A 20,623-nucleotide genomic window follows, 5' to 3' on the forward strand; every position below is an offset into this window, starting at 1 on the left:
TGATACTATCAATCAATAAAGCTTAACCAGTCCATATACTGCTCATTACGCCCATGTACCACATCGAAGTACAAGGTTTGCAATTTTTCAGTGATTGCGCCGCGCCCGCCATTACCGATAGTGCGATCGTCGTATTCACGGATAGGCGTGACCTCAGCGGCGGTACCTGTCATAAAGATTTCATCAGCTAGGTAGAACTCATCACGCGTAATGCGGCGCTCTGTGACTTTGATATCTAAGTCTTTACAAAACTGCATGATGGTACGGCGAGTAATGCCGTCCAATGCTCCACCTGCTAGATCTGGCGTATGTAGCTCACCGTCTTTGACCAAGAATAAATTCTCGCCTGCGCCTTGGCAGACGTAACCTTGTGGATCCATTAAGATGGCTTCGTCATAGCCATTACGCGTGACTTCTTGATTGGCCATAATAGACACAGGATAGTTACTAGATGCTTTTGCTTTGCACATAGTGACGTTAGTCATGTGATGGGTAAAGGATGAAGTCTTGACGCGGATACCGTTTTTGATACCGTCTTCGCCAAGATAGGCACCCCAATGCCAAGCGGCAACCATCGCATTGATACTGTTATCGCGTGAAGATAGACCAAGCTTTTCAGCGCCGACCCAAATCAGAGGGCGAATGTAGGCTTCTTCTAGGTTGTTTTGTTTGACCACATCTTTGTGTGCCTGCTCAAGCGTTGCTTGGTCAAACGGCACATCCATCTGGAATATCTTGGCAGAACCTAATAGACGTTCGGTGTGCTCTTTTAAACGAAAAATTGCCGTGCGTTTATCCGCTGTTTGATAAGCGCGCACGCCTTCAAAGACCGCCATACCATAATGTAAGCTATGCGTAAGGACATGAACCTTGGCATCAGGTTGGTCAATCATGTCACCATTCATCCAAAGCTTACCCTCTTGTGTTGCCATGTTCATTTAATAGTCCTTATGCTAGTACCGACGACTAACTTTTTTGTTGAGTGTTGAAATTTAATCTGCGACTGATTATATCACCGCAAACCTACATCGTTACAATTTTTTAGTCTGGCATTAAACAATTTTTTAAGGTGACCTTATTCAATATCTCTTGGCGGCACACCCATCAAGTGCTGCCACTGCGTCTGTACCAAGCGCCGCGTCTCCACCCATAACGACTCATCAACTAGTGATGACTGCTCAGCCAATGCCAATTGATGCGTCGCAGCTCTTATACGCAAATAAGCATCAGTTAAATCAAGGCAAACCTGCTCCTCCCATATCCCAAGAGCAGCGACTTCTTCAAAGATACGTACGTTATCACTCCATTTGGTCAGACTTGGGTAATCATGCGAATAGGCTAGCACTGCGAACTGCGCCAAGAACTCAATATCAACTATGCCGCCAGCATCCTGTTTGAGATGAAACTTGCCTTTACGCTGCTCATTTGAGCTAGTACCGAGATGCTTTTGCATCTTCAAACGCATGCTGGTGACCTCTACTCTCACCTCATCAAGGGTACGCGGCAGGGACAATACCGAGCGGCGTATATCACAAAAACGCGCCGTCACAAGCTTATCACCGCAAATAGCACGGGCGCGCACTAAGGCTTGATGCTCCCAAGCCCATGCCTTATCCAACTGGTAGGTCTCAAAAGCATGACAAGACACCACCATCATGCCGGCATTGCCAGAGGGCCTAAGACGCATATCAATCTCGTAGGCGCGGCCATCACGGGTTTGGGTATTGAGATAAGTCATCAGCTTTTGCGCCAGTCTTGCGGCAAACTTCATTCCGCTCACAGACTTCTCGCCTGTGGTCATGCCCGCCTCTTTTATCTTGTGCAAAAACACTAGATCTAAGTCAGACGAATACGATAGCTCAAGCCCGCCAAGCTTACCATAACCGATAATAGCAAAGCCGCAATCCGCTTCGGTAACCGGGTCGCCATTAGTGGCAATAGGATAGCCGTAGCGCTTGACGATCTCAGCAAAGGCGCGCTCAAGAGCGGCTTCTAATACGACCTCTGCGATATAAGTCAGTGAGTCTGAGACTTTCATAATCGGGCGCTCAGCGAGTACATCGCTCGCCGCTACTGCCAGTATTTGATTCTTCTTAAATAGACGCAGTGCGCTGAGTAGCTCTTCTTCTTCCCCTGGCTCTACGCGCAGCAGGTGTTGACGCAGGATATCACGTAGCTCAATCTTGTCAGGCAAATGACGGTAGCGCTGCTGAAGAAAAGTATCCAGCAGTACAGGATAACGCGCCAGCTCATTAGCGATCCACGGGCTCGCTGAGAGCATAGGAATCAGCTCAACCGTCGCGTTAGGGTTCTCTGCGATCATGACCAAATAAATAGAGCGGCGACAAATGGCCTCAAGTAACGTAATCAAACGCGGCAGAGCCGTATTGGCGAGCTGCTGCTGTTCTTGGTGAGCGAGCAAGGCATGTACAATGACAGGGTAAGCGTCATCCAAACGATCTCTAGCCTCATCGCTTAAGTTAGCCACCATTTTGGACTGCCAAAACTGATCCAGTTGCGCGCGGCTCTCTTCGCTCAATACCGTATCGAGTTTGGCTATTTGTGCCTCAAGCTCGATAGGCTCTAGATCCTCATCGTCTTGTGTTGGCATCTGGCGCTCAGTCACCATACGCTCAAAGGGGACATTTATCGTATGTCTGTGCCTGTTGAGCGTCTCTATTAACCCCTCCCAATTATCGAACCCTAAAGTTGTCGCTAGGTTCTGACGCCATATGGGGTCTTGCGGCAAGCGCTGAGTTTGCTGATCATTGATCGCTTGGATACCGTGCTCTAGGCGACGTAAAAACCGATAGGCCGCTTGCAATTGCTCGTAAGTCTCTGGCTCTAAATATTCAAACCTGTACAGCTCCCTCATGGCCTCAAGGCACGATTTAACCTGTAGCTCGGGATGACGCCCGCCGTAGATGAGCTGGAACGCTTGTACAATGAACTCGATATCGCGAATACCACCTGCCCCAAGCTTGATATTGTCCAAATCCTCGCGCTGAGCCACTTGGTTTTGAATAAGGGACTTCATCTCTCTAAGCGCTGAGAACGCACTATAATCCACATAATAGCGAAAGACGAATGGCTTAATCAGCTCTTGCAATTCATCAAAAAAAGGCTGAGCCACTTGCCCGACCACTCGTGCCTTTAACCAAGCAAAACGCTCCCAAGCACGGCCATGATTGGCAAAATACTTTTGCAATGCCGATAGGTGAATAGCCAGATCGCTGCCATCGCCCCAAGGGCGTAGGCGCATATCGACTCGAAACACAAACCCGTCGGCAGTATTGTTATCAAGCAGCTTTATAATGCCTTGACCAAGCCTGTTCATAAAGCGTTTATTGTCAATACTACGTGTGCCTTTAGCCTTGTCGCCATCCGTCTCACCGCGTGCCCAATGGACAAATATAAGATCTATGTCACTTGATAGATTCAGCTCTTGCGCGCCAAGTTTACCCATTGCCATAATCGCCATATCGTCGGTCTGTACATTACCTTGTGCATTGATAAAGGTTGGCTGACCGTATTGAGCGACCAGATGCGTATAGGTGTACTCTTTAGCAAATAAGATACAACCATCAGCGAATTCAGACAGCTCATCTGTTAATTGTTCAAGCGTAATCAGGTTGAGTGCATCCTGCCATATCCAGCGCATCATCAGTGAAGTACGCAGATGACGCAGACCACTCATGACTTGCGTCTCGTCCCCCAGCTGGTAATTGTCATCTAGCGTATAATCTTGAATCAAATCGTCAATCTGCTGGCGGGTCAAGGTACTATCTAGCGGATAACTGCGCAAAAACGTCTGGCATGATATCGTGCGACTCTCCCACACTTGGTAGGCAAATTCGCTCGCCGTTTGCAAAACTTGAATCTGCTCAGGCGTTGGTTGGTAGCTAAGCGTGTTGGGATTAGTAGATGGCATATCTGATGACGATGATGGCTCCGGTAGCATAGGGACAAAAACTCCTGACGTTAAAGGTTAAGACTACGTGAACCTGATAAAAAAGTTTATTGTTTTTTATTACATGGCGGTCATTATTAACTGCAAACCGATACAAAAACGGTATTTCTCGGGCAGCGGCGCATTATTTGCTACAATATCGTGATCATTATTGAATATGAACTCTCAAGCTTATTATTCACTTTTATGTCCTCATGGTAGCATGAAAATTTTGTTACTAAACGATTCACCATACTGTGCGATATTTCTTTATGACTACCAAAGACACTGTATTACTACTAACAAAAGATCCTAGTCATCCGCTAGCATCTTTAGCGGTGCGTTACGCGCGTGCTTACTTACAAAACAGATCTGATAATAACGACGACAGCAAACCGTTAAAAGTGTTCTTTTATGCAGACGCCGCTCATATCGCCAATCGTCTGCGCTGGCAGTCTGCTGATCAGATAAATGTAACTAGGGAGTGGCAAGCTTTGGCTGAGCAATATCCGTTATCGCTACCCGTTTGCGTGAGTACAGCGCTCAGTCGCGGCATCAGTGATATAGATAATAGCGCCCGTCATCACTTAGAGGGTGATAATATGGCCGATGGATTTACGCTCGTTGGTCTAGGCGAGCTTGCCATGATGATACAAGGCAATTGTCGCCTGCTTCAATTTTAAGACCATACTTTTTACGAGCCTATATCATGAAATTTTTAATTGAGCTACGTACAGCAACTGAGATAGCAAGTTACGAGGGCTGCGCTTTAGCGTTGACGCTGGCGACCTTTGAGCATGAAGTGCAACTGTATTTGGATGCGCCTGTTTTTGGATTGCTTATGCAGTCCAAATCGCGCCTACATGGCATGATTCAATCACTGGAATTATACGATATGCCACCAGCTTGGCTGCCCGAAGACGTCTTTAGTGGCTGGCTTACAGGTATAGTGTCCAATGATTTAGCGGCGCAACTCACGCTGATACCAGAGGTTGTAGACGTACAAGACTTTGATCAGATTTTAACGTTTTAGCTATGGTTATTATTAAGCTTCAATCATGTTCTAAATAAAAAGGGATAACCCTAATGGCAACTTTATACCAATTACATAGTACGGTGGATACACTTAGGCGCAGCACTGAGCAGATGGCGCTGACTTGGCGCGCTGGTGATAGTATTCTTTTGCTTGGTACTACCGTCACTTTTATTGACTGGCTGCAAGCTTATCTAAATGATAGCGATATCGACAATATTCAGGCGATCTATGCGCTTGCAGACGATATAGCGACCCTTAGCGATGACACACAAAAAAATCTAAAACTAGATAAAAATCTCACAAGTATTTTAAGTGATAGTGAGTGGGTTACGATGACTCAAGATGATAAATTTGATAACGTAGTGACGATTAACTTATGAGTGAGCCCTTATCTTTAGACCAAGACGGTCACTTGAACGACCATACCCTTTGGACGCCTATTGTCGCGCAGCAGCTTGCTGATACGTTGGATGTGCACCTGACACAGGAGCACTTAGATATTCTGGGTCAAGTACGGGTGTTTTTTGATACCTTTAATCATGCGCCTAGCACGCGTCCACTCATCAAGTGGCTACAAAAGGTCTTGCCTGAGCACACTATTAGCAATCAAAAGCTCCAAGCGCTGTTCAATACTGGACTGGTCGCCCGTCATGTCAATAGACTAGCAGGACTGCCCAAGCCGCCTAATTGCTTGTAGCTCGCTTTGTGCGTTAGACACCTGCTGACATGTAAAACACTATTCTTTAGCATCATAAACACTTAAAGTCTCGTATCCTGTACTACGTCCTTCATCTCCCACAAACCCTTGTTGACGCCAAACCTCATAAAGACAGATTGCTACGCTGTTCGATAGGTTTAAACTTCGTGAATCTGGCAGCATAGGTAATCTGAGCCAATGCTCAGCACCGATATCAGTACGAATATCATCACTCAATCCTGCGGTCTCAGAGCCAAAGATTAGGGCAATATTGTTTTGGCTAACGTGACTTGACCTTTTTTTAGTAAAGTCATAATCATAGAATGGATGACTAAGCTTAGTAGTCAGAGCAACGATATGCTCACACTGCGCAGTCAATAAAGATTGCTTGGCAATAAGCCAGTTATCATGCACCTTTAGGTGCGCGTACTCGTGATAGTCAAGACCTGCTCGGCGCAGTTTTTTATCGTCTAGCTCAAACCCTAAAGGTCGTACCAGATGAAGCTGCGCGCCGCTGTTGGCACAAAGACGTATAATGTTGCCTGTGTTACTGGGCATTTTGGGCGCGATCAACACAATATGAATGGTCATTAAGATTTTCCATAATTTTTTGTTTATGACGATTTGACTGTTCTGCGTAATAACAAGTTACAGTTTATTATCAATAATTACATTTTGGTACTGTGCACTGATTTTAACTTTCACTATCATAGCGACAATGGATATGACGACAATATCGTTGTGCTCACTGAGACAATTATACTGTGGTTTTATCTTTTTATCGGTTGATATTGCTTGTTCACAATTTTAGGGCTCCTGACTAATTTTTTGGATAAAATGCACTATCACTACACTTTCTAATTTGAGGAATTTACTATGAAAAAAGTAATCATCGCATCTTTGACCGCTATGTTTGTATTAACGGGTTGCAATACTCTACAAGGTTTTGGCCAAGACGTATCTGGCGCTGGTGAAGCAGTTAGCAACACAGCAACTGACGTAAAACAAAAAATCTAAGTTTTATATTTAGATTTCTTAAAAGGATTTACCCTTGGGTAAGTCCTTTTTTTTGGCTCTGTTTTTACTGATTTAAGACTAAAAGTAGTTAAAGAAAAGCGCGCAATATCTGGTTAAGATAACGCTGTCCTAATGGAGTTGGCTGTATCTTATCGTCAGTATCCTCTAGCAAACCGCTACTCACTAAACCTTTTATTTCACCAGCGATAGCATCGATACTCAATCCGGTTCGAGCCTCAAACAAATAAGTGCTCACGCCGCTATGCAAGCGTAGCGCATTGAGCATAAACTCGCTAACCAGCTCATCTTGATCAATGGCCTGCCATATCGTCTTAGGTGCACCTTGATGTTTCATGTAATCTTTTGGCGCACGCGTTTTGCTAAAACGGTAAATACCTGTCTTTGTAACCTGCTCATTATGCGACGACGCATCCGCCAAACCTGAGACTTTGGGTTCTATGACGTCAATTTTATGACCCTGTTTTTTGCTAATGGTCACTTTGCCATGAGCGCCTGCACCTATCGCCAAGTAATCGCCAAACTGCCAGTAGTTCACGTTATGACGACAAGGCGAATCTGCTGCGCCTGCCCAAGCGGATACTTCATAATTGTGATAACCCAGCTGCTCTAATAATGTCTGACCCGCCTGCTCAATATCTGCTAGATTATCCTCATCAGGCAATATAGGCTGGTTGCGATAAAACACGGTGTTGGGCTCTATGGTCAACTGATACCATGAGATATGCGTCGCGCCAGCGTTGTGCGCAGTTTGAATATCATATAGCGCCTCGGTGAGCGTTTGCTGCGGTAGACCATGCATCAAGTCCACATTGACGCGATTAAAGCCAGCCGCGCGCGCCGCTTTTATCGCAGATAGGGCCTGCGCAGGATCATGAATACGACCGAGCGCTTGAAGCTTATCATCAGCGAAGCTTTGCACGCCGACAGACAAGCGATTGATACCGACTTTTAGATACTCAGCAAAGGGCGCATGCTCAAGCGTACCAGGATTGGCCTCCATAGTAATCTCAATATCAGGCATAAACTCAAAGCAGTCGCGCAGTCCATCAAATAAGCGTTGATACTGGTCTATTGGCAGTAGTGAAGGCGTTCCGCCACCAATAAATATCGAGCTAATCTGCCGCCCTTGCGTCAACATCATTTGCGTGCGCGCATCTGTTAACAGTGCATCGACGTAGTCGTCATACATAGACAGCTGATGATCTATAGGTAGCTCATGCGAGTTGAAGTCGCAATACGGACATTTTTTGACACACCATGGAATATGTATATATAGCGCTAATGGGATCTGTGTAACCTGTAAGTCCATAGAGGCTACTCTGTCGTTACTGTCATCATAATCAACTATGTTGGTATCATTGATGGTTTTAAGTTTGGGCATAAGGTTTACTTACTATTGGCGTAGCGATTATCATACAAAATCCTGCTAGGATAACGGTTAAAGGTTTTAATTAAAAGTACACTGGTAATAAGAGACGTATAAACCCTGATAGCGTTACTGTATATAGTGAATTCACAATAAAGCTGATGTATTTTACACGATGTACTGCTGGTATTCATTTTGCGCAGTCTCTATCTGTGCAGGCACGCCAGAGAAAGGAATACGAGCAGTACTGATTTAAAGTGGGCTAAAAAATGTATTATAAAGGATAAACAATGGCATATTGGCTAATGAAATCTAATCCAAAGTTTTTTGGTATTGATGATATCAAGCGCTTAGGAGTCGATAGCTGGGATGGCGTACGCAATTATCGTGCGCGTAACTTCATGCGTGATGATATGCAGGTGGGTGACCAGGTCATTTTTTATCATTCAAGCGCCAACCCATCGGGAGCGGCAGGTATTATGACGATTACTCAAGCAGGCTACCCTGATCCTACGCAGTTTCATCCTGAGCATCGCCACTATGATCCACTAGCAACTGAGGATATGCCGCGCTGGTATATGGTTGATGTGAGCTTTGAGCTGGCATTTACCGATGTCGTGCCGCTGTCCGCACTCAAGTTTATACCTGCGCTTGAGGACTCCCTATTGCTCAAAAAAGGCTGTCAGCAGCTTACGGTCATCCCGCTTGAGCCAAAACACTGGCAAGCGATTATCGATATGGCTGAGAGTTTAGGTCTTGTGCCTTAGTCTTGAGTGCTCATCATACCGACAAAGCGACGGTTAACGCATTGACATCTAGGCCTTGCTTGATTACCATCATCACAACTTTTGACCTGTTGATTCAACCTTTGGATTGACAGGTTATTTTTGTTTTAGCAGATCTAATTTATAGATGACAAACGCTTTTCACAATAGGTGTTCACTTGGCTTTATTCATTATTTACTGTTTAGTTGAATCAAATCTTCATTCGATCAAAATACCAATCAAAATATAATTACTTAATAAGTTGTTCGTTATGGTGTTGCCCTTATCCTTTACCGATTTTAAGAGCTATAGTCTGCGCTTAGGCATTTTAGCCTTGCCTATTTTGATCACGCAGTTTTGTCAGGCAGCGCTTGGGGTCGTAGATGCTATTATGGCAGGACGCGTCTCAGCACTTGATCTGGCGGCAGTTGCTGTTGGCTCTGGGATTTGGTTACCGCTATTTTTGCTCGCGACGGGCATTTTGATTGCGACCACGCCTTTGGTCGGTGAGGCCATAGGGCAAAAGAACCACGAGCGTATACCGCATATTACTCAGCAGTCCTTGTGGGCGGCAGCGGTGATCGGCATTATCGGTTTTGTTATTGTCAACTTGGCGCCTAATGTGCTCAGCCTTATGGGCGTACCTGAAAATATTCAGCCGATAGCGGCGCAATATCTGTACGGCGTCTCCTTTGGGTTTCCAGCTCTAGCAGTCTACGCGGTGCTACGCAGTTATTGTGAAGCGCTTGGTCGCCCCGAACCTGTCACTGTCATTAGCATCATTGGACTCTTAGCGGATATACCGCTCAATTATATCTTTATTCATGGCCTATTTGGTATGCCAGAGCTTGGCGGCGCAGGCTGCGGGGTGGCAACCGCTATTGTGCTTTGGATCAATGTCTTACTACTCGCCGCTTACACCGCCTTTACTAAGCGTCAGCAATTTGCAAATACCAGATTTTATCGACATTTTGCGCGGCCTGATCGCGTCCAAATCGCCAAATTGCTTGCACTAGGCATCCCTATTGGCGTCTCGATTTTCTTTGAAGCCAGTCTATTTAGCTTAGGTGCTTTGGTTATCAGTCCGCTAGGAGAGCTGGCAACGGCGTCACACCAAGTAGCACTGGCAGTCACCTCACAGTTATTTATGATCCCCATATCGGTCGCGATGGCGCTGACCATTATGATATCCAACCGCTTTGGCGAGCAAAACTTACTGGCGCTGCGGCAAGTGCAAGCCACAGGACTTATCTGGACAGTACTCATTGCGATCATCTGCATGCTTGGTGTTTGGCTATTTCGCCCACAACTGGCGATGGCCTTTACTGACAACCCTGAGGTGCAAGCGCAGGCTATGCATCTATTGATATTTGCACTCGCTTATCAGCTGTTTGACGGCTGGCAGGTCAATGTCGCGGGTATTTTGCGCGGTCTACAAGATACCAAAGTACCGATGTGGGTCACGATGTTTTGTTATTGGGTCGTTGCGCTACCGATGGGTATCTATCTTGTGCGCTATACTGATGTAGGCGCGCAGGGGTTTTGGATGGCGCTGATTACAGGACTGTTTTTGGCAGCGATTTTGTTAACTTTAAGACTCATGTATCAACAAAAACGCTTAACTCAAGCATGGGGCTAGCCAAGATTTGATGATAAGTAAGCTATACACTCTGGCAGTACTTTATCTAGTATGATAATTGAGATGTAATAAAAATTTTAACGATAATAATATAAAAAAATTGAGTTAACAGTTGTACATTGATTGCTCATTGAGCTGAATATAGGTATGATTGTCATCAAGACAAACTATATTTTGTTACACTAATTGTTTCTTGCATTCTAATAAAAGGTATCAATAAAATTATGGATATTGAAAAGATACGTACTCTAATCGCCCTCATGGAAGAAAACGAGCTGGTCAATCTAGAAATCAGCTCTGACGATGAGCATATCAGCCTAACCCGTCACTACGATGCGCCCGTTCAACAAATGATGTCAGCACCTGCTGCTGGTGCGCCTATTGCCGCTGCGCCCAAATCTGACGTCAAAGCTGGTAGCGTTGAGACCTCTCCTATGGTCGGCGTCTTTTATTCGTCACCAAGTCCAAATGATCCGCCATATGCTAAAGTCGGTCAAAAGGTACAGGCGGGTGATACGCTCGGTATCATAGAAGCCATGAAAATCATGAATCCACTTGAGGCCACTCAAAGCGGCGTCATAGATGAGATCTTGGTCGCAAACTCTGATGTGGTACAGTTTGGTCAGCCTGTTATTCGCTACAAGGCTTAACGGTTCTTGCCCTACTTTACTCAGTTGCCTGCGGTGATACAAATAGCTAGAGCACCCTAGCACATCACTCAGCTAGCACGGCTAAAACAAGGATGATTCTATGATAAAAAAGTTACTGATTGCCAACCGAGGTGAGATCGCCCTGCGTATTGTAAGGGCGTGCAAAGCGTTGGGGATAGAGACCGTAGGCGTCTACTCTACTGCTGACAAAAACCTAATGCACCTGCGTTTCGTCGATGAAGCTATCTGTATTGGTAAGCCCAATGCCAGTGAGAGCTATCTCAATATTAGCACCATATTGACGGCAGCTGAGATATCGGGCGCTGACGCTATTCACCCAGGCTATGGATTTTTGGCTGAGAATGCTGAATTTGCTGAACGTATCGAAGAGGCCGGTCTAACCTTTGTAGGACCAAACGCGGATCATATTCGCCTGATGGGTAACAAAGTCTCTGCTATTAATGCCATGAAAAAAGCAGGCGTGCCGACGGTTCCTGGTTCTGTTGGCGCAGTCACTATGCACAACGCTGAAGAGCAAGCGGGCAATATCGGCTTTCCTCTGATTATAAAGGCGGCCTCTGGTGGCGGTGGCCGTGGTATGCGCGTCGTTGAGCGTTTTGATGAGCTGGTCGGACAAGTACAAGCGGCCAAGCAAGAAGCTGAGCTGTGGTTCGGTGATGATACGGTTTATATGGAGCGCTATCTACAAAACCCGCGCCACGTCGAGGTGCAAGTCTTGGGCGATGGTAACGGTAATGCCATTCACTTATATGATCGTGATTGCTCGCTACAGCGTCGCCACCAAAAAGTATTAGAAGAAGCCCCTGCCCCTGATATTCCAGATGATGTCCGTGAACCTATCCTACGTGCTTGTGTCAAAGCCTGCGAGCTGGTCAAATATCGCGGCGCGGGAACCTTTGAGTTTTTATTTGAAAACAATGAATTCTTCTTTATTGAGATGAATACTCGCGTGCAAGTTGAGCATCCGGTTACTGAGATGATTACCGGTATCGATGTGGTGGTCGAGCAGCTCAAAATCGCCGCAGGTTATGGTCTGTCCTACCGTCAAAGCGAGATTGAGATACAAGGCCATGCGATTGAGTGCCGTATCAATGCCGAGGACCCAGCTACCTTTATGCCCTCACCTGGTACGGTCACGCAATTATTTGCCCCAAGCGGCGCAGGCGTGCGTTTTGACTCACACCTATATCCTAGCTACGAGATACCCAGCTACTATGACTCGCTCATTGGCAAACTGATCTGTCACGGTCAAACGCGCCAGCAAGCCATATCAAAGACGTTGCACGCGCTTGATGAGCTGGTCATTGAAGGTATCAAGACCAATATCCCGCTACATCGCGATGTCATCTTGGCGGATGAGGAGTTTAGTGAACAGGCACAAAACATTCATTATCTCGAAAAGGTACTACTGCAACCTAAAAAAGAGAAACCAGAAGTCGATTATAGTGCTTAATTTAGGAACTCTTAGCACAATTAAAAAGCCGCTCTTTATATAAAGGGCGGCTTTTTAATTGTGCAAGGTCATAGTTAAAAACTACGGCATGACTCTACGAAAGGTCATAAAGCACTCAAGCCCTTCAGGATCCGCGCACCACTGCATCTGATTGTCCTTATGATCCAAAAACGCAATCAGCGTCTCATCACTTTGATCAATCTGATTGCCTGAGCAGTCCACTTCATTATTATCATAAATGGTCTTAATTGCGATAATAGGCAAACCTTCATCGAGATGACTCACTAGGTAGCGACTGTACGTCCACTCTTTGCCACTTACCGCCCACATCTCGTTATCGGCACCGAAGTTGTATATCTCACGGCACTGATCGTTTGAGGACACTTGAGCGCTACTATTCAAACCTGTAGTAGCGGGTATTTGAGTATTGCTTGGCGTCATAGTGATGATGCGGCGCTCGCTTTGGTCTAGTACGCCATCAGTAGTCTCTGAGGCACTCTCAGCTAGCATTAGACTATCGAGTATAGATTGATTGCTCATAGCACCGCTATTGTTTAGCTCAATCTCCCACTGCCCAGCGATAGCAGGACTGATATGAGTCGTAATGTTAGAGGCGCTTGTACTCTCGTTACCTGCGGGCAAAGACGCCAAAATAGAAGCCAAAGAAATAGACGCAAATGAGAAGATAGGTTCCATAATTAACCTTAATTATTATTCAAATTAAACTACTCATTAGCGTAAGTCTTAGCCGACTAAAACACAAGTAACAATATGCTATGGGTTACTGCGTTTAACGCTCATCAGCTGATGGGCAAGCGATATCTGAGCATAAGAACACTCCTGCTTAAAACCAAAAAATAAATTGTAACTCTAGGGATAGGTTATTCCTAGCGGTTTAATAGATGCGTAAACTGGCAAAGTTAAAGATATTAAATGAGCTTAAAAAATCAAAATTTGTAAAAAATTAATCCTTTGAGCCTACTTTTTCATAGTATCTACGTGCTACGGGGCTTTAGACCAACCCTTAAGGTATAACTCGGAAATAGTGGCTCTATTATGACTTCTTCATTGAAGATAAACACTTTAGGAGATAAAGCAGACACATCATCAACGTTTTCAATTATGAGTTTCAAATTAGATTTAAAGACTGGTACATCATAGTTATCAGCTATGACATATAAAGACTTGCTATGCAAAACTGATAGCTCACTAATTATATCTTCCATATGATCATAGTCTTTATATTTAATTTCAGACCATATTATATAATTGCTATGTATAGGAAAACTATTTAGAATCTTTATAGCTTTATGGTCGTCATCTAGAATAGAAAAATCATCCCTAAGTGCTTCCTTGCATTCTTCAAATAATGTCATTAGTTATTACCTATTCAAATGTTTTAGTAAACTGATAAAGTCTTTTTCGGTTCCATCAAATTGAATAACAAATTTCTCAGCCCGTAGCTTGGATGGAGGGTGCGACACCCGACATGATAAAGTAATATAAACCATGAAACACAACTTGCGACATAAAAATGCGTTGTACAGGCTCACTTTTCAAACGTATTAAGCTGACCAAAATTCAACAAAATTTTACCGCAAAAAAGCCCTCTACCCTAAGCGCTATGCACACTTAAAATAGAAGGCTCATTTAATAATGACGCTACTACACTACGCCGCAGTAGTATTAGGCGCTTGTGCTAGAGCAGATAACGCGCCTTTGAGCATCGCAGAGACGGTACTGCTACAGGTTCCGATACCTGAGTATACCGTACCATCGACATTGAGCTGAATGTAGGCGGCGGCATTGGCATTAGTCTTGTTACCTGTGCTGGTATCATCATCGATACCGTCGACGTTACTGTGCTGCGGATTGATCGCGTGCTCAGCATAATTGATGATATGGAGCGATTTGCCAGTATGCTGCGCTAATCCATCGATAAAGGAGGACAGCGGACCATTACCTGTGCCATCTATGGTGATAGTGTCGCCATTCATATTGACTTGACCGCTAAAGAAGACCTCGCCGCCTTTATTATTGACACTATAATCAAGCAGTTCAAAATCACCTTGCTGTAAATACGTGCTCTCAAAGGTCTGTAAGATCTCATCGTTCTGTAATTCGCGCGCTACTTTTTCAGCCTGTTTTTGTACTATGCCGCTAAAGTCAATCTGCATCCAGCGCGGCAAATTAAAGCCATAGTTGCGCTGCAAGATATAAGCGACGCCGCCTTTACCTGATTGACTATTGATACGCACGACATCTTGATAGCTACGACCAATGTGCGCAGGATCAATAGGTAAGTACGCCACGTCCCAGACGTTTTCGGTTTCATCGACATGCTGCTCGTTGTAATCAAGCGATTTTTTGATTGCGTCCTGATGCGAGCCGCTAAAGGCGGTGAATACCAGCTCACCGACATAGGGATGGCGCGGATGCACAGGCAAGTTATTGCACTCGCTCACCACCTGTACGATCTCGCTCATGTTGCTAAAATCAAGCTTGGGATCTATGCCTTGACTAAACATATTCATCGCTGTGACCATGATGTCCATATTGCCCGTACGCTCACCATTACCGAGTAATGTGCCCTCAATACGATCAGCGCCTGCGAGTATGCCAAGTTCCGCGGCGGCTACCGCGCAGCCACGGTCATTATGGGTGTGCAGGCTAATAATGACATGCTCGCGTTTGGCAAGGTTACGACAGAAGTACTCAACTTGGTCGGCAAAGATATTGGGCATAGAGGCCTCAACCGTTGCAGGTAGATTGAAGATGACCTCTTGCCCGTTCTCAGGCTGCCAGATATCACATACCGCGTCACAGACTTCTACCGCGTATTCGGTTTCGGTCTGACTAAAGCTCTCTGGTGAATACTGAAAGACCCATTCGGTTTCAGGATACTTAGCAGCATAATCGACCAATAACTTAGCGCCCTCGATAGCGATCTCTTTAATCTGCGCTTTATCTTTACCATATACTTTTTCGCGCTGAATACGACTGGTAGAGTTATAGACGTGGACAATAGCGCGCTTTGCGCCTTTTAACGACTCAAAGGTACGGGCGATCAAATGCTCGCGTGCCTGTACCAATACTTGCAAGGTCACATCATCGGGGACATGGTTTTCTTCAATGAGCTTGCGCGCAAAGTCAAACTCCACTTGCGCCGCTGACGGAAAGCCAATTTCAATATCTTTAAAACCAACATCAACCAACGTCTTAAAAAAGCGCATTTTTTGTTCAATAGTCATCGGATCGATTAGCGCCTGATTGCCATCACGCAGATCAACGCTTGCCCACATCGGTGCTTTTTCGATCGTTTTGCTCGGCCACGTGCGATCTGGCAGATTTGGTGCAAACTCAAAAGCGCGATATTTGCGATAGTCAAAAGCAGGATTTTTTGGAGTGACGACAGGTTCAGACATGAGTGTTCCTTACGAATTGGCAATGTTGTGAATTTAAGAATATTTAATGAATGCTGATGGGATGACTCTATAATAGCAAATTAGCACGATCAAAAAACGGCTTTATCAAAAGATATTACCTGCCATAATAGTGATTATTGATAGTATTAAGACTTTAAATAGCGAAAATCTCTAAACAACAGGGCAAATTATAATGGATAACAATATCAATTCTACTATTACTATCGATAAAATAGATAAGCAGCTACTACGTCTATTACAGACCGATGCTCGCATGAGTATCACTGAGCTTGCCGAACAGGTCAATCTATCTGCAACTCCTTGTGCGCGGCGTATCAAGCGTTTGGAGGAGTCAGGCATTATCACAGGCTATCATACGCAAACTGACGCGCAAAAACTTGGCTACCCGCTAGCAGTATTTATTGCTATTAGTATGGATCGTCATACTGCTGAGCGCTTCGAGCAGTTTGAGCGCAAGGTGCAGAGTTTCGATGAGGTGGTGAGCTGTAGTATCGTTACCGGCCGCACTGAAGATTATCTAATCAAGGTGCGCGTACGCGATATGGCGCATTATGAGGAGTTTTTGCTGCATCGTCTTAACCGTATCGAGGGCGTAGCGCAAGTGCACACGAGCTTTGAGCTACGAGAAGTATTCAATCGTAACATGGTGTAGTAGTCATCTTATAACGATTTTAGACTGATTTTTGCGGCAACTGACGAAACCATAGTAACAGTCCTAAGCCCATTAATAACCCGATACCCGCTGCGAGCAGTCCAGCATCGAAGTTATCATTATCGCCTGCGAGTGCCACGGTTACGAGCGGCCCTATAAACTGTCCTAGCGCATAGGCTAAAGTAGCCAGTCCAATGAGCAGGTTTGAATAAACAGGGTTCATATTTTTGATAATATTTAAGGTCATCGACACCATACCTGCAAAGGTCATCCCGACGATGATGGCGTTGGCATAGAGTCCAAGTGCACCTGCAAACCATAGGGGGCTGAACATGCCTAATGCCTGCAGCAAAGTTAAGCCAATCAAAGTATTAATCTCGCCAATACGTTTGGCTAGGATACCCCAAACAGGGTTGAATATGATGATGCTTACGCCGACCACCAGCCAAATCTGCAAGCCAGCGTAGGTGTCTGCTAATTGATTGGTCGCCATAACAGGCAAAAAGGTCGTAGAGGTAATATAGCCAAAGCCTGCGAGCACGTAACTGGTTGATAACAAAGATATGGCTTTGCCATTACCACTGATCGCTTCATACAAGGAGCGTTTGAAGTTAATGTAGGTTTGATGAATAGAGCGTGGCTGTGGGTTTGCATCAGCAGCGTTATCAGGTCGAATACCCAATAACAACCATAATAGCGGCAAACTGCTCAGCCCTGCGATCAGCCAAATCACATCGAAATGATAATCCAAAGATAATAACCACCATGTCAAAATCGCGGATGCGCTAATACCGACGCCGATACCTGCGTAATGCAGGGTTGAGAGTAGTGCTCGGCGCTCAAGGCTGAAGCTTTGAATAACGAGGGTTGAGCTCAGAATCATCGCAATACCGCTTGCGATACCTGCCAATAAGCGCACTAAATACCAGAGCATAATAGGCAGCGAGGGTATTGCCAGCATCATGGTAGTGATTACGCTCATTGCTGTCCATAGCATAAGCGTCTGCCACGTCGTGCGCTGCGGGACGAACATCGCAATCAAAGCACCTATAAAGTAGCCAATATAATTAACCGAAGCCAGCCAACCTGCAACCGTCGTCGAGAGTGTCAATTGGGTCATAATATCAGGCAAGGTAGCAGTAAATAAAAACCGGCCATATCCCATAACGACCGCGAGACAATATAGACCTATGAGCGCTATGATAGTCTCGTTGGTGATAGTAGGCACCATACGCATACGGCTTTGAGAGGTCGTCTTCATGACAGTGCCCACTTGTGGCAATAAGCTCACAATCCTTTGTAAGGGGTAACGATTAAACAGGCTGCGCAATCATCGCCACGCGCTGATCGCTAAACATATCCATATCTGGCGCTAAGGTGCGCATAAAACGATCAAAATATAACAGCTGCTTGGTAAGCAAAGCAAAATCACGCGGGAAATGAATGCCATGACGCTTGCCGACGGCGACGATCTCTAACATCATCTTATTGAGCTCATCGGCCTGCTCTTTGCTATTAGACGGCACGCCACTGGTAAAGGCTTTGTCCTCAGCCATAATCGTGCGCATCATCTTCTCTAAATCCTGACCGAGCGCTGCCACATCGACCTGTGAGCGACCATGCGTCATCTCCATATCGATCATATTATGCGCCATAGCCTGATAGTCATTGTCTTGCAAGGCTTGCATCATGCCCATACAGGCGCGCCAGCTTTCAGCCTTGAGCTTGCCGACGATACCAAAGTCTAAAAAGCCGATACGCCCGTCAGTGAGTAGCATTAGATTGCCCGCATGTAAGTCAGCGTGAAAGCTATTGCATAGCATAAGGCTTGCAAACCAAGTATTCAATGTATCTGCCATCACCTGCGCAGGATCATCACAGTACTGACGCATAACAGATTCGTTGATCATAGAGACGCCATTGAGTCGGCTCATGGTCAACACGCGCTTGGTAGTCAGCTCATCATAGACGGTCGGCGCGATGACTTTTGTATTGCCCGATACCGCTAGGAACTGCTGAAAATCACGGATATTTTGCGCCTCAGCGATAAAGTCGGTCTCAGCGAGCATACGCAAGCGAATCTCGTCGATAATAGGTGCGATACTGGCAAACCTCATCGAGGGCATCAGTAGTTCAATGATTTTGGTTACCCCATGCAAGACCCCAAGATCAGTCTGCATAATAGTTTCGACATCAGGCTTTTGCACCTTTAGCACCACTTCATCACCATTATACAATCGCGCAGCATGTACTTGCGCAATAGAGGCTGACGCTAACGGCTCTGTTTCGATATGAGCAAATAGATCGCTCAAGCTTTGACCGTTAATCGCCAGCTCATCGCTCAATACTTGCTCGATATACTGGTATGAGAGCGGCGTCGTTTGATCTAGGCAATCTTGAAAAGCCTCAACGTATTCACGCGGGAATAGCGACGGCGTACTAGCAACGAACTGCCCGATCTTGATATAAGTGGTACCTAATTGCTCAAAGGTTTCTTTGAGCATCTGCGCGTCAGGCTTCTCCCCTTTAGCAACGCGAAAAGCAGATAGACCTGCGACACTTGCTGTCTGACGTACACGGTTAGCGACATTGAGAGTATGTTTTAATAAATGCGGACGATGTATTTTCATAAAAGACAACTATTATTAATGAGCAAAGCTTACTAGCCTGCAATAAAAAATCAGTAAGTGATGATATGGTTAAATAGATACTGCCAAATTTAGGATATATAGTGAGCATTGAGGTAAAGCGTATCTTGGACAGAAAACACTTGAAGCTACAGGTGTTCTGAGCTACAGGTGTTCTGAGCTACAGGTACCCAAAGCTACAGAGGAAGCGACTTTCTCATATTAAGGCTAGGCCGTCAGTAAGTTTTTAGTTAATAGCACTTACGTCACTAATTAGGCGCTAGCGACATTTGACCTAGAGTGACGCGCTCATTGCCGCCGTAATCTTGAATGGTTTGTACGGCTTCAAAACCCTTTTGCAAGAATATATCTCGTACCACAGACCCTTGATCATAACCATGTTCAACAGCCAACAGACCACCTGCTTTTAGATACTTAGGTGCACCCTTTACAATCTGCGTGATATCAGCCAGTCCAGAATCGGGTGCAGTTAATGCACTGATAGGCTCAGCGATTAAAGAGGTTAAGTGCTCGTCTTGTTCATCGATATACGGCGGGTTTGAGACAATAACATCAAACGACAGCGCGTCATCACTAGATAGCGCCTCATACCAGCTACTTTGTATAAACCTAACCTCAGGGACTTGATTATGAATAGCGTTCTGCTTAGCTACTGCTAATGCCTGTTTAGACACGTCAAGGGCAACGACTTGCCACGCTTCACTGTTGTTTTTTGGCTGTAACTCGTACGCCAGACTAATCGCAATACAGCCAGAGCCTGTACCTAAATCTAGCAGACGCTTGGGGTGTGACAGGCATTTGGGCAAAGATTTACCCGACGTTGTACTAGCGGTCTGCGCTTGTATCCACTCTAGCACCTGCTCAACCAAAACCTCAGTATCAGGCCTTGGTATGAGGGTATGTTTATTGACTTTAAAGTCCAGTGACCAAAACTCTTGATGACCTGTCAAATACGCAAGCGGTATACCTTGGCGCATCTGAGTCACGCCAGCATCAAACTGCGCGCGCTCACTATCTGTCAGCTCGTAGTTATCATCGGTGAACAAAAATGATCTTGGTTGATTAAGCACATGCAAAAGCCAATCGGTTATCCAAAAGGGGGGCATCGATCTATCGACAGTGTCATCGCTTGGAGGAATTTTGATATCTAAATCACTCTTTAGCGCGCCATATGCCAGCTGCTGACTTCGCTGCTTGATTTGCCCTACCGTCATTTTTTGTACTTTGGACACTATAGATCCTTATCCTTTATAAAACTTCATC

At 45.3% G+C, this 20,623-nt stretch carries 20 protein-coding genes; 10 read left to right on the forward strand and 10 right to left on the reverse strand.

All coding sequences use genetic code 11. The features are described 5' to 3' along the window. Positions 1 to 8: 8 nt before the first annotated feature. Both ACR64J_RS06945 and glnE read right to left on the reverse strand, forming a co-directional pair. Positions 9 to 938, reverse strand: coding sequence for a branched-chain amino acid transaminase (locus ACR64J_RS06945; RefSeq protein ID WP_435948995.1), 930 nt, complete (start codon positions 936 to 938; stop codon positions 9 to 11). 137 nt (positions 939 to 1,075) lie between these two features. Further along, on the reverse strand, positions 1,076 to 3,931 hold the full coding sequence (gene glnE, locus ACR64J_RS06950; RefSeq protein WP_435951043.1) for a bifunctional [glutamate--ammonia ligase]-adenylyl-L-tyrosine phosphorylase/[glutamate--ammonia-ligase] adenylyltransferase: 2,856 nt from the start codon (positions 3,929 to 3,931) through the stop codon (positions 1,076 to 1,078). Positions 3,932 to 4,221: 290 nt separating this feature from the next. Here glnE and tusD point away from each other — a divergent pair, with 290 nt between their 5' ends. The 4 genes from tusD to ACR64J_RS06970 are packed head-to-tail and all read left to right on the forward strand — an operon-like array spanning position 4,222 to position 5,682. Beyond that, a complete protein-coding gene (gene tusD, locus ACR64J_RS06955) occupies positions 4,222 to 4,632 on the forward strand; it encodes a sulfurtransferase complex subunit TusD (RefSeq protein ID WP_435948996.1) in 411 nt (136 codons plus the stop codon). Between the two features lie 26 nt (positions 4,633 to 4,658). Continuing rightward, entirely contained in the window at positions 4,659 to 4,982 is a 324-nt protein-coding gene (locus ACR64J_RS06960) for a hypothetical protein (RefSeq protein WP_435948997.1), read from the forward strand. A 53-nt stretch (positions 4,983 to 5,035) separates the two neighbouring features. Then, complete coding sequence (locus ACR64J_RS06965; RefSeq protein ID WP_435948998.1) at positions 5,036 to 5,365, forward strand: hypothetical protein; 330 nt, start codon at positions 5,036 to 5,038, stop codon at positions 5,363 to 5,365. After that, positions 5,362 to 5,682, forward strand: coding sequence for a TusE/DsrC/DsvC family sulfur relay protein (locus ACR64J_RS06970; RefSeq protein WP_435948999.1), 321 nt, complete (start codon positions 5,362 to 5,364; stop codon positions 5,680 to 5,682). The genes ACR64J_RS06965 and ACR64J_RS06970 overlap by 4 nt, the downstream gene beginning before the upstream one ends. 39 nt (positions 5,683 to 5,721) lie before the next feature. Here ACR64J_RS06970 and ACR64J_RS06975 read toward each other — a convergent pair whose 3' ends face one another. Continuing rightward, a complete protein-coding gene (locus ACR64J_RS06975) occupies positions 5,722 to 6,273 on the reverse strand; it encodes a tRNA (cytidine(34)-2'-O)-methyltransferase (RefSeq protein WP_435949000.1) in 552 nt (183 codons plus the stop codon). Between the two features lie 285 nt (positions 6,274 to 6,558). On the opposite strand from ACR64J_RS06975, the gene ACR64J_RS06980 reads away from it, so the two are divergent. Continuing rightward, positions 6,559 to 6,699, forward strand: coding sequence for an entericidin A/B family lipoprotein (locus ACR64J_RS06980; RefSeq protein ID WP_317198904.1), 141 nt, complete (start codon positions 6,559 to 6,561; stop codon positions 6,697 to 6,699). An 88-nt stretch (positions 6,700 to 6,787) separates the two neighbouring features. Here ACR64J_RS06980 and hemW read toward each other — a convergent pair whose 3' ends face one another. Further along, the gene (hemW, locus tag ACR64J_RS06985; RefSeq protein ID WP_435951044.1) at positions 6,788 to 8,029 is read right to left on the reverse strand and encodes a radical SAM family heme chaperone HemW; all 1,242 of its coding nucleotides are present in this window, start codon (positions 8,027 to 8,029) and stop codon (positions 6,788 to 6,790) included. A gap of 347 nt (positions 8,030 to 8,376) precedes the next feature. On the opposite strand from hemW, the gene ACR64J_RS06990 reads away from it, so the two are divergent. From ACR64J_RS06990 to accC, 4 genes are all read left to right on the forward strand, one after another. Continuing rightward, entirely contained in the window at positions 8,377 to 8,853 is a 477-nt protein-coding gene (locus tag ACR64J_RS06990) for an EVE domain-containing protein (RefSeq protein WP_435949001.1), read from the forward strand. A 269-nt stretch (positions 8,854 to 9,122) separates the two neighbouring features. Further along, the gene (locus ACR64J_RS06995; protein WP_317198906.1) at positions 9,123 to 10,490 is read left to right on the forward strand and encodes an MATE family efflux transporter; all 1,368 of its coding nucleotides are present in this window, start codon (positions 9,123 to 9,125) and stop codon (positions 10,488 to 10,490) included. Between the two features lie 224 nt (positions 10,491 to 10,714). Further along, a complete protein-coding gene (accB, locus tag ACR64J_RS07000) occupies positions 10,715 to 11,140 on the forward strand; it encodes an acetyl-CoA carboxylase biotin carboxyl carrier protein (RefSeq protein WP_317198907.1) in 426 nt (141 codons plus the stop codon). Between the two features lie 100 nt (positions 11,141 to 11,240). Continuing rightward, on the forward strand, positions 11,241 to 12,614 hold the full coding sequence (gene accC, locus ACR64J_RS07005) for an acetyl-CoA carboxylase biotin carboxylase subunit (protein WP_317198908.1): 1,374 nt from the start codon (positions 11,241 to 11,243) through the stop codon (positions 12,612 to 12,614). Between the two features lie 81 nt (positions 12,615 to 12,695). Here accC and ACR64J_RS07010 read toward each other — a convergent pair whose 3' ends face one another. The 3 genes from ACR64J_RS07010 to leuA form a co-directional block, all read right to left on the reverse strand. Then, a complete protein-coding gene (locus ACR64J_RS07010) occupies positions 12,696 to 13,310 on the reverse strand; it encodes a hypothetical protein (RefSeq protein ID WP_435949003.1) in 615 nt (204 codons plus the stop codon). A 299-nt stretch (positions 13,311 to 13,609) separates the two neighbouring features. Further along, positions 13,610 to 13,990 (reverse strand): CDI toxin immunity protein, encoded by a 381-nt coding sequence (locus ACR64J_RS07015; protein ID WP_317198910.1) that lies wholly within the window; start codon positions 13,988 to 13,990, stop codon positions 13,610 to 13,612. A 294-nt stretch (positions 13,991 to 14,284) separates the two neighbouring features. After that, a complete protein-coding gene (leuA, locus tag ACR64J_RS07020) occupies positions 14,285 to 16,039 on the reverse strand; it encodes a 2-isopropylmalate synthase (RefSeq protein WP_435949004.1) in 1,755 nt (584 codons plus the stop codon). A 193-nt stretch (positions 16,040 to 16,232) separates the two neighbouring features. Between leuA and ACR64J_RS07025 the strand changes: the two genes are divergently transcribed. Further along, on the forward strand, positions 16,233 to 16,712 hold the full coding sequence (locus tag ACR64J_RS07025) for an Lrp/AsnC family transcriptional regulator (RefSeq protein WP_317198912.1): 480 nt from the start codon (positions 16,233 to 16,235) through the stop codon (positions 16,710 to 16,712). Between the two features lie 19 nt (positions 16,713 to 16,731). On the opposite strand, the gene ACR64J_RS07030 is transcribed toward ACR64J_RS07025, so the two are convergent. The 3 genes from ACR64J_RS07030 to prmC all read right to left on the reverse strand — a co-directional run bounded on the left by ACR64J_RS07030 (position 16,732) and on the right by prmC (position 20,592). Further along, entirely contained in the window at positions 16,732 to 17,973 is a 1,242-nt protein-coding gene (locus ACR64J_RS07030) for a YbfB/YjiJ family MFS transporter (RefSeq protein ID WP_435949005.1), read from the reverse strand. Positions 17,974 to 18,025: 52 nt separating this feature from the next. Continuing rightward, positions 18,026 to 19,342 carry an AarF/ABC1/UbiB kinase family protein gene (locus ACR64J_RS07035; protein WP_317198914.1) on the reverse strand — a complete coding sequence of 439 codons (1,317 nt, stop codon included), beginning with the start codon at positions 19,340 to 19,342 and terminating at the stop codon, positions 18,026 to 18,028. A 266-nt stretch (positions 19,343 to 19,608) separates the two neighbouring features. Then, positions 19,609 to 20,592 carry a peptide chain release factor N(5)-glutamine methyltransferase gene (gene prmC, locus ACR64J_RS07040; RefSeq protein ID WP_435949006.1) on the reverse strand — a complete coding sequence of 328 codons (984 nt, stop codon included), beginning with the start codon at positions 20,590 to 20,592 and terminating at the stop codon, positions 19,609 to 19,611. Positions 20,593 to 20,623: the final 31 nt, after the last annotated feature.

The organism is Psychrobacter sp. DM8 (assembly GCF_051307025.1).
GTDB lineage: Bacteria > Pseudomonadota > Gammaproteobacteria > Pseudomonadales > Moraxellaceae > Psychrobacter.